This window comes from Streptomyces sp. NPDC027672 (assembly GCF_055566335.1).
In genome coordinates, this window is the sequence record NZ_JBVHSO010000013.1 from 253,827 (window position 1) to 263,295 (window position 9,469).

3 protein-coding genes are annotated in these 9,469 nt (G+C 72.7%); 1 reads left to right on the forward strand and 2 read right to left on the reverse strand.

The annotated features are described in order from the left end of the window. Positions 1 to 26 precede the first annotated feature (26 nt). On the reverse strand, positions 27 to 2,438 hold the full coding sequence (locus tag ACZ4SV_RS28890; protein WP_468007662.1) for a SpoIIE family protein phosphatase: 2,412 nt from the start codon (positions 2,436 to 2,438) through the stop codon (positions 27 to 29). A 49-nt stretch (positions 2,439 to 2,487) separates the two neighbouring features. Continuing rightward, a complete protein-coding gene (locus ACZ4SV_RS28895) occupies positions 2,488 to 6,750 on the reverse strand; it encodes a HAMP domain-containing protein (protein WP_468007664.1) in 4,263 nt (1,420 codons plus the stop codon). Positions 6,751 to 8,285: 1,535 nt separating this feature from the next. Here ACZ4SV_RS28895 and ACZ4SV_RS28900 point away from each other — a divergent pair. Further along, the gene (locus tag ACZ4SV_RS28900; protein WP_468007666.1) at positions 8,286 to 9,074 is read left to right on the forward strand and encodes an HD domain-containing protein; all 789 of its coding nucleotides are present in this window, start codon (positions 8,286 to 8,288) and stop codon (positions 9,072 to 9,074) included. The last annotated feature ends 395 nt before the right edge of the window (positions 9,075 to 9,469 follow it).

The window sequence follows — 9,469 nt, forward strand, 5'->3', positions numbered from 1 at the left end:
GGCCCCGGCAAGCCGGGACCGGCCGCTCAGACGACCCTGATGCCGACGATGCAGGTGTCGTCGTCGGTGTCCGACCTGCTGTAGGTGAGCAGCCGGTCCAGTTGCTGGTCCAGCGTGCTCGGCGCCACGCTCGCCGTGTCCAGCAGATGGGTCAGCGACTCCTCCACGGAACGGTCCCGGCGCTCGATCAGACCGTCCGTGTACATCAGCAGCGTGTCGCCTTCGGCGAGCTGCATCTCGGTCTCCTCGTAGCCCGCCTCCGGCACGGCGCCCAGCAGCAGTCCCCGCACCGTGGGCAGCGCGGTGGCGTCCGCCTCCCGCACCAGCACCGGCGGCAGATGGCCCGCCCGCGCCCAGCGCAGGGTCCGCCGCTCGCTGTCGTACAGGCCGCACACGGCGGTGGCGGTGACGGCGCCCGTCAGATGGTGGGCGACGATGTTCAGCCAGGACAGCAGTTGGGCCGGCCCGGCTCCGGTCACGGCGAGGCCGCGCAGCGCGTTACGCAGGACGACCATGCTGGTCGCCGCCTCGATGCCGTGCCCGGCGACATCCCCGACGCACAGCAGCACCAGCCCGGACGGCAGCACGACGGCGTCGTACCAGTCGCCGCCGACCAGGTGCTCGGTCTCGGCGGGCCGGTAGCGCACCGCCACCTGGAGACCGGGCATCCGCAGCGGAGCCTGCGCCGGAGGCATGATCGCGTGCTGGAGCTGGAGGGTCAGCCGGTTGCGCTCCAGGGCCTGCTGCTCGGTGTGCGCGAGCTGGTCGCGGGTGGCGGCGAGCGCGACCTCGGTCCAGTGCTGGGCGGAGATGTCCTGGTAGGCGCCGCGGACGCCCAGGAGCTGGCCGTCGGTGTCGAGGACGGGTTCGGCGACCACCCGGATGTGCCGGGTCACCCCGTCCGGGCGCTGGAGCCGGAACGCGGCGGAGCCGGGCCGGCGCTGGTGCAGCACGGTGCGCAGGAAGCGGCGCAGGGTGACGGCGTCGTCCGGGTGGGCGTGGGCCGGCAGGTCCTGGAGCGCCACCGGAGGGCTGGTGGGCGCGTGGCCGTAGAGACTGAAGAGCTGGCCGTTCCAGGTGATCTCGCCGGTGAGCAGGTTCTCCTCGAAGCCGCCGATCCGGCCGAGCCGCTGGGCGTGCTGGAGCAGACTGGCCAGGCGTGCCGTCTCGTCCTCGATCCGCCAGATCAGCAGGACGGCGGAGCCGTGCCGGCTGACGCTGATGTCGGCCACGGCGGACAGCGGCACCTCGTCGACCAGCGCGGTCAGCCGCATCCGGCGGGCGCGGAACGGCTCGCCGGTGGCGTAGACCCGCTCCACCCGCTGGAACAGTTCGCCGGTGCCCGCGGCCATGGGGTAGGCCTCCAGCAGCAGCGCGCCGCCCACGACGGCCCGCGGCCGGCCCGCCGGGTCCAGGAAGCGGCTGTTGACGTGCTCGATGCGGAAGTCGACCAGCCGACCGTCGTCGTCCAGGTGCGGCACGAGCACCAGGGCCGGATCGTGCAGCCCGTCGGCCAGGTCCATCAGCTCCACCACGTCGGGCAGGAGCGCCGGTTCGGGGCCGGTGCCGGGCGGTGGCGCCAGGGTCTCCAGCGTGTGCGCGCACAGCTCGGCGAGGGCCTCCACCTGCCGCAGGACCGGGCGGGGCAGCGGGGCCTCCGGCTTGGGCCAGGCGATCTCCAGGACGCCGTGGATACGGCCGCCCGTCCCGGCGGGTACGGCGATCCGCGCGCCGTCGCCGTACTCGCGCCGGCCGATCGTGGGCAGCCCGGAGTCCGCGAGCGAGGTCAGCCACTGGCCGTCGGGTTCGGTCAGGCCGCGCCGGGCCACGGTCACCACGTCCGGCGGGACATAGCGCCAGCGGGCGGCCTCGCCCGGCGGGAAGCCGCCGCTGCCCGCGAGGGTCAGCGAGCCGTCGGGGCCGGCCGACCAGATGGCCACGGCGACCGCGCCCAGCGGGCGCAGGGCGTGTTCCAGCAGCGAGTCCGCCATCGCCTGGGTGTCGGGCGCGGCCAGCACACTGCTCTCGGCGGCGCGCAGCCGGACGGCGGCGGACTCCTCGACCGGCCCGGACGGGTCCGCGGCGACGGACAGGAACGCCTCGGTGACCTCCGCGACGCGGTCCCGGGCCGCCTGGTTGATGACGTCCACCGCGAACTCCAGCGGCGTCACCTGCGCCTGCTCGGCGAGTTCGGCGAGCTGCCGGGCCGCCTGGGCGGGACCGCAGCCCAGGCGTTCGACCAGGATGCCCTTGGCGACTTCGATCAGCGCCCGGCCCTCCGCCTCGGCCTGCGCCGCCCGTACCTCCCGGCGCAGCCGTTCCACGGTGGCGGCGAGCCGGCCCACCGAGGTGGCGGCGGACGTGTCGGCCGGCACCTGGTCGGCGGCGGGAAGCCGGGCGGGCACACCGGCCGGCGTGCCCGGTTCATGATTGTTCACCGGATCCGTGCTCCTCGGCCTGACGACGGGCGGACGGGCTGTGCCGTGCTCATGCGGGGAGCCAGCGCCGGACACAGGCGATGAGGTCATGGGTGTCCACCGGTTTCGTGACGTAGTCGCTGGCTCCGGAGGCGAGGCTCTTCTCCCGGTCGCCCTGCATGGCCTTGGCGGTCACGGCGATCACCGGCAGGTCGGCGTACTGCGGCATCCTGCGGATCTCGGCCGTGGCCGTGTAGCCGTCCATCTCGGGCATCATCACGTCCATCAGGACGAGTTCGACGTCCGGGTTGTTCAGCAGCGTCTCGATGCCCTTGCGGCCGTTCTCGGCGTGCAGGACCCGGAAGCCGTGCAGTTCGAGGATGCCGCTGAGCGCGAACAGGTTCCGGGCGTCGTCGTCGACCACGAGGACGGTACGGCCGTGGGTGTGCTCGTCGACCAGATGGGGCGCGGTGCGCTGGGGCTCCTCGCCGCGGACCAGGGTGAGCACCTCGCCGGGCTCCTCGGCCGACAGGTGCAGCGCGATCCGCTCGCGCAGCTCGTCCAGGCTGTACAGGTACTCCGGCGAACCGCCCGGGGCGTCCTCGGCGAGGGGCTCGGTGCGGTGCGAGCCGTGCACCAGCACCGGCACGCTGATGAGCGCCGAGTCGCCGCGCAGGGCTTCGAGGAAGCGGGCCGACTCGCCGTCGGGCATGCCGAGTTCGACCACGACGCAGTGGCAGGGCTCGGCGGCCAGGGCACCGGCCGCCTCCTGGGCGCCGACCGCGGTGATGATGTCCACGGGCGTGCCGCCGCCGTCCGGGCGGCTGTGCTCCAGGTCCCGGACCACGCTCTCGGCGACCAGCGTCAGCAGCCCGCGCGGGCGTTCCTCCACGACGAGGAGGCGGCGCGGACGCTCCCGCCGCGCGACGGCCGCCGGCCCGTCCTGGACGACGATGGTCCCGGCTGCGCCGTCCGGGCGCTCCTGCTCGGCCGGCTTCGGCACCGGACGCGCGCTCAGGGCCTCCTCGAAGTCCCGCCGGGCCACCGGCAGGAAGAGGGTGAAGGTGCTGCCCTTGCCGGGCGTGCTGTCCACGGTGACGGCGCCGCCGAGCAGATGGGCGATCTCCCGGGTGATGGACAGGCCGAGTCCGGTGCCGCCGTACTTGCGGCTGGTGGTGCCGTCGGCCTGCTGGAACGCGCCGAAGATGGTCTCCAGCTGCTGCTCGGGGATGCCGATGCCGGTGTCCTTGACCCGGAAGGCGACGACGGTGCCGCCGCGCACCAGGCCACGGGGCACCTGGTCGTCCGGGGCGGGTTCGACGCGCAGTTCGACGCCGCCCTGCTCGGTGAACTTCACCGCGTTGGACAGCAGGTTGCGCAGGATCTGGCGGAGCCGGGAGTCGTCGGTGAGCAGGTCGGCGGGGGCGCCGGGGGCCGTGGTGACGGTGAAGTCCAGGCTCTTCTGCGAGGTCATGGGCCGGAAGGTGGCTTCGACGTACTCGATCAGCTGGCGCAGCGGGACGCGTTCGGGTGTCACGTCCATCTTGCCGGCCTCGACCTTGGACAGGTCCAGGATGTCGTTGATGAGCTGGAGCAGGTCGGAGCCGGCCGAGTGGATGATGCCCGCGTACTCGACCTGCTTCGGGGTGAGGTTGCGCGAGGGGTTCTGGGCCAGCAGCTGGGCGAGGATGAGCAGGCTGTTGAGCGGGGTGCGCAGCTCGTGGCTCATGTTGGCGAGGAACTCGGACTTGTACTTGGAGGCGAGCGACAACTGCTGGGCGCGCGCCTCCAGTTCCTGCCGGGCCTGCTCGATCTGGAGGTTCTTCGCCTCGATGTCCCGGTTCTGGTCGGCCAGCAGCGAGGCCTTCTCCTCCAGTTCGGCGTTGGAGCTCTGGAGTTCTTCCTGCCGGGCCTGCAACTCGGCGGAGCGCGACTGGAGTTCGCTGGTCAGCCGCTGCGACTCCTCCAGCAGTTCGTCGGTGCGCGCGTTGGCGACGATGGTGTTGACGTTCACACCGATGGTGTCCACCAGCTGCTGGAGGAAGTCCCGCTGCACCGGGTTGAACTGGGTGACGGAGGCCAGCTCGATCACGCCGAGGACCTGCTCCTCGAAGACGATGGGGAGCAGCAGCAGCGCGGTGGGCTCGATCTGTCCGAGACCGGAGGAGATGGTGACGTACCCGGGCGGCAGCTTGTCCACGGCGATGGTACGGCGGCTGCGGGCGGCCTGGCCGACCAGGGAGCGGCCGAACGGGATGCGGACGGGCCGGGTGTCCGCCTCGGGCCGGCCGTAGGAGCCGACGAGCCGCAGTTCGGGCCCGGCCTCGCCCTCCTCGGCGAGGTAGAAGGCGCCGTACTGGGCGGAGACCTGCGGCGCCAGCTCGTCCATGATGAGTTCGGCGACCACGGGCAGGTCGCGGTGGCCCTGCATCAGGCCGGAGATCCGGGCCAGGTTGGTCTTGAGCCAGTCCTGTTCCTGGTTGGCCCGGGTGGTCTCGCGCAGCGACTCCACCATGGAGTTGATGTTGTCCTTGAGGTCGGCGACCTCGCCGGAGGCGTCGACGGTGATGGACCGGGTGAGGTCGCCCTCGGCGACCGCGCTGGCGACGTCGGCGATGGCGCGGACCTGCCGGGTGAGGTTGCCGGCGAGTTCGTTGACGTTCTCGGTGAGCCGCTTCCAGGTGCCGGAGACGCCCTCGACCTCGGCCTGCCCGCCGAGCCGGCCCTCGGTGCCCACCTCCCGGGCCACCCGGGTCACCTCGTCGGCGAACGCGGAGAGCTGGTCGACCATCGTGTTGATGGTCGTCTTCAGCTCCAGGATCTCGCCGCGGGCGTCCACGTCGATCTTCTTCGACAGGTCGCCCTTGGCCACGGCGGTGGTCACCAGCGCGATGTTGCGGACCTGGCCGGTGAGGTTGTTGGCCATGGAGTTGACGTTGTCGGTGAGGTCCTTCCAGGTGCCGGCCACGTTGGGCACGTGCGCCTGGCCGCCGAGCCGGCCCTCGGTGCCCACCTCGCGGGCCACCCGGGTCACCTCGTCGGCGAACGCCGACAGGGTGTCGACCATGGTGTTGATGACGTCGGCGAGGGCCGCGACCTCGCCCTTGGCCTCCACGGTGATCTTCTGCGAGAGGTCGCCCTTGGCGACGGCGGTCGCGACCTGGGCGATGGAGCGGACCTGGCCGGTGAGGTTGGAGGCCATCACGTTGACGTTGTCGGTGAGGTCCTTCCAGGTGCCCGCGACGCCGCGGACCTGGGCCTGGCCGCCGAGCCGGCCCTCGGTGCCGACCTCGCGGGCCACGCGCGTCACCTCGTCGGCGAACGCGGAGAGCTGGTCGACCATCGTGTTGATGGTGTTCTTCAGCTCCAGGATCTCGCCCCGCGCGTCCACCGTGATCTTCTGCGACAGATCACCCTGCGCCACCGCGGTGGCCACCTGCGCCACGTTGCGCACCTGCGCCGTCAGGTTCCCGCCCATGAAATTGACCGAGTCCGTCAGGTCCCGCCAGGTGCCCTTGACCCCCTTGACGTCCGCCTGCCCGCCGAGCCGGCCCTCGGTGCCCACCTCCCGGGCCACCCGGGTCACCTCGTCGGCGAACGCGGAGAGCTGGTCCACCATCGTGTTGATGGTGCTCTTCAGCTCCAGGATCTCGCCCCGCGCGTCCACCGTGATCTTCTGCGACAGATCACCCTGCGCCACCGCGGTCGTCACCTGCGCCACGTTGCGCACCTGCGCCGTCAGATTCCCGGCCATGAAATTGACCGAGTCCGTCAGGTCCCGCCAGACCCCGGCGACCCCGGGCACCTGCGCCTGACCCCCCAGCCGGCCCTCGGTGCCCACCTCCCGCGCTACGCGCGTCACCTCGTCGGCGAAGGCCGAGAGCTGGTCCACCATCGTGTTGACGGTTTCCTTCAGCTGGAGGATCTCGCCGCGCGCGGGCACGTCGATCTTCTGGGACAGGTCGCCCTTGGCCACGGCGGTGGCGACCTGCGCGATGTCCCGGACCTGCGTGGTGAGGTTGCCCGCCATCGCGTTGACGGAGTCGGTCAGGTCGGCCCAGGTCCCGGAGACGCCCGGCACCTGCGCCTGCCCGCCGAGGGTGCCCTCCGTGCCCACCTCGCGGGCCACCCGGGTGACCTCGCTGGTGAAGACGGACAACTGGTCGACCATGCCGTTGAAGACGGTGGCGATGTCGCCCATGAGCCCGGTGGAGTCGTCCGGCAACCGCGTGCCGAAATCACCGTCCCGCACCGCGGTCAGGCCCGCGAGCAGTCTTCTGAGTTCGTGGTCACCCGGGACAGCCTCGGTCGTCCCGGTCGCCTTGCCGGCCATGCGCACCCTCGATCCACTCCCCAGGAGCCCTCCCAGCGAGGACTCGGAACCGCGGCCGGGAGCGGGCCGCCGCCCAGCCGTTGGTGTGTGCATTTCCGCAGTTCACGGATTTGCATGATGAGAAAATACGCCGCAGGTTAACCCACCTCCGCAGGCTCGGACAAAGCCGTCGGCCAACCCGTACGAGCATGACAATTATTGCCGGATGACAGGTGTGAGACAGCCCTACCGGGGTAGCCGATGGAGTTTTGCCAGTATCCCGGGCAGCGGGGCGGCGCCGATAGTCCCCACGCCCGCGACCGCCCGGCGGCCACCGGGTCCGAGGGTGCGTCGAGGTCCACCGGGAACTGCGGCGGCAGCGGGTTGCGGCGGCGGGTGCACCGGTCCGGGTCCGGCGGACCGGCTCGGGCTCGGCGGGCGCATCGGCTCGGGCGGAGACGGGCGTATCGGGGCTGGCTGTGGCGGCTGGCGGGGCACCGGCCTGGGGAGGAGGCGCCGTACCGGGGCCGGTCGCGGCGGCTGGCGGGCGGTGCGGCTGGCCGGGCTCACTCGACGTCCGGCAGCGCGGGGCCGGCTGCGGTGACCGGCGGGCAGCCCGGTCAGCACACCGGTCCGGGCGGAGACGGGGCGTACCGGGGCCGGTCGTGGCGGTTGGCGGGCGGCGCGGCGGGCAGCGCCCATTCGATATTCGACAGAGCGGGGCCGACTGCGGCAACCGGCCGGGCAGCCCGGTCAGCACACCGGTCCGGGCGGAGACGGACTTACCGGGGCCGGTCGCGGCGGCCGGCGAGCGCACCTGCTCGGGTGGAGACGGGTGTACCGGCCAGGGCGGAGAGGTCGTACCAGGCCCGGTCCCGGCGGTCGGCGGACGGCCCGGCGGGCCGTGCCCACTCGGCGTACGGCAGGGCGGCCCGGTCGCGGCGACCGGCGAGCGGCCCGGCGGGGTGTGACCATTCGGCGTACGGCAGGGCGGGGCCAGATGCGGCGACCGGCTGGGCAGCCCGGCCAGCGCACCGGCCTGGGTGGAGACGCCGTACCGGGGCCGGTCGCGGCGGGAGGTGGGCGGCCCGGCGGACGCACCGGTCCGGGCGGGGATTGGCGTACCGGAGCCGGCCCCTGCGGCCCACGGGCAGCCCGGCGGGGCCGCGCGCACTCGGCGTGCGGCAGCGCGGCGCCCCGGCGGAGGGCGGTATGAGCAGAGCGCCGACAGCGGCCCGGCGCTCTTGCCGAGGGCGGGCGGCGCGGGCCTCGCCGTCTACGCGGGACGGGACCGGCGGCTGGGCGTGGCGGCCGGGGCCGCGCTGCTCGCCGCTCTGTGGTCCCGTGCTTCGGTGTGTTCCACGCCGGGCTGGCGTCCGCCGGGTAACCCGCGTGCCGGGAACTCCTGACGGCACAGGGCCGGTGAGCCCTCCCGTCTGGACCAGGCCGGGCCCGCTGGCGGGAATCGGTGACTGTCTGTCATTTTCGCCGCTGTCGGCGCGGTGCCGCCGTTCCTAGGCTCGCGGTGTCAAGCCGCAGGCGAGAGGAACGTGCAGATGACCGACAGGACGACCGACGGACAGCAGGAGGTCACCCGGCGCGCGGTGCTCCGCAGCGGAGCCGGGGTCGCCGCGGCCGGCGCGACGACCGCGCTGTCCGCTCCGCCCGCCGCCGCCCGCACCCGGCCGGGCCGGCGCCCGGCCGGACTGCCCACGGAGGTGGCCGGGGTCCCGCTGCCCGACGGCGAGGTGGCCCGGCGGGCCGTGGCGTTCGCGCGCCGGGTCAGCTCGGAGACGCTCTTCAACCATGTGCTGCGCAGCTATGTCTTCGGCGCGCTGCTGGTCGACCGCCCGGAGGTGCGCTACGACCGGGAACTGGGCTTCGTGGCCGCCGTCCTGCACGACCTCGGTCTGGTGGAGGCGTTCCGGACGCCGTCCGAACGGTTCGAGGCCGACGGCGCCGATGCCGCACGCCGTTTCCTGGAGCGGCTGCGGGTGCCGGCCGAGCGGGTGGAGGTGGTGTGGGACGCGATCGCGCTGCACACCAGCGCCGGGATCGCGGCCCGCAAGAGGCCGGAGATCGCCCTGGTCTGCGCCGGTTCCGGAGTCGACTTCACCGGACACGGCCTGGAGCGGATCCCGTCCGACGCCGTGACCGAGGTGCTCGACGCGTTCCCGCGGCGGCAGTTCAAGCAGGTGGCGGTGGACACGATGCTGTCGCTGTGCCGCACCAAGCCCATGGGGGAACTCATGCATCCCTTCGCCGAGGTCGGCCGCCGTCACCTCCCCGGCTTCCCGGTACCCACCGTGGAGGACCTGCTGCTGACCGCACCCTTCACGGAGTGAGCGGACCCAGGTCCGCAACCGCATCTGATGCCCGCGCCTCGCGCCCCTCTCGATTCCCGGATCAGGCGAGCGCGTCGCGGTGACCGCGATCGGCAACGGTACCGTTAAGCGTGGCCGCCACGTCTACCGCTCGAAGGTCCAGAATGGGCGGTCAGGGTTGCGGCGTACTCATCCGGGACGGTGCGACCCGTGAAGGTCAGTGGGAGATACGACTCCAGCGCGCCTGACACTTCCAGGAAGGGACCGAACTGCGCGCGCCATTCATCCCGTGCGGCCACGTTCGGGAAATCCCGGGAAACTGGCTAGGCAGTCTCGTTTGGATCATCGGGCGGACCAGAGGAAGATGCCCGCGATGTGAAGTCCGGCCAGGTAGATGGTGGCGGTCTTCTCGTAGC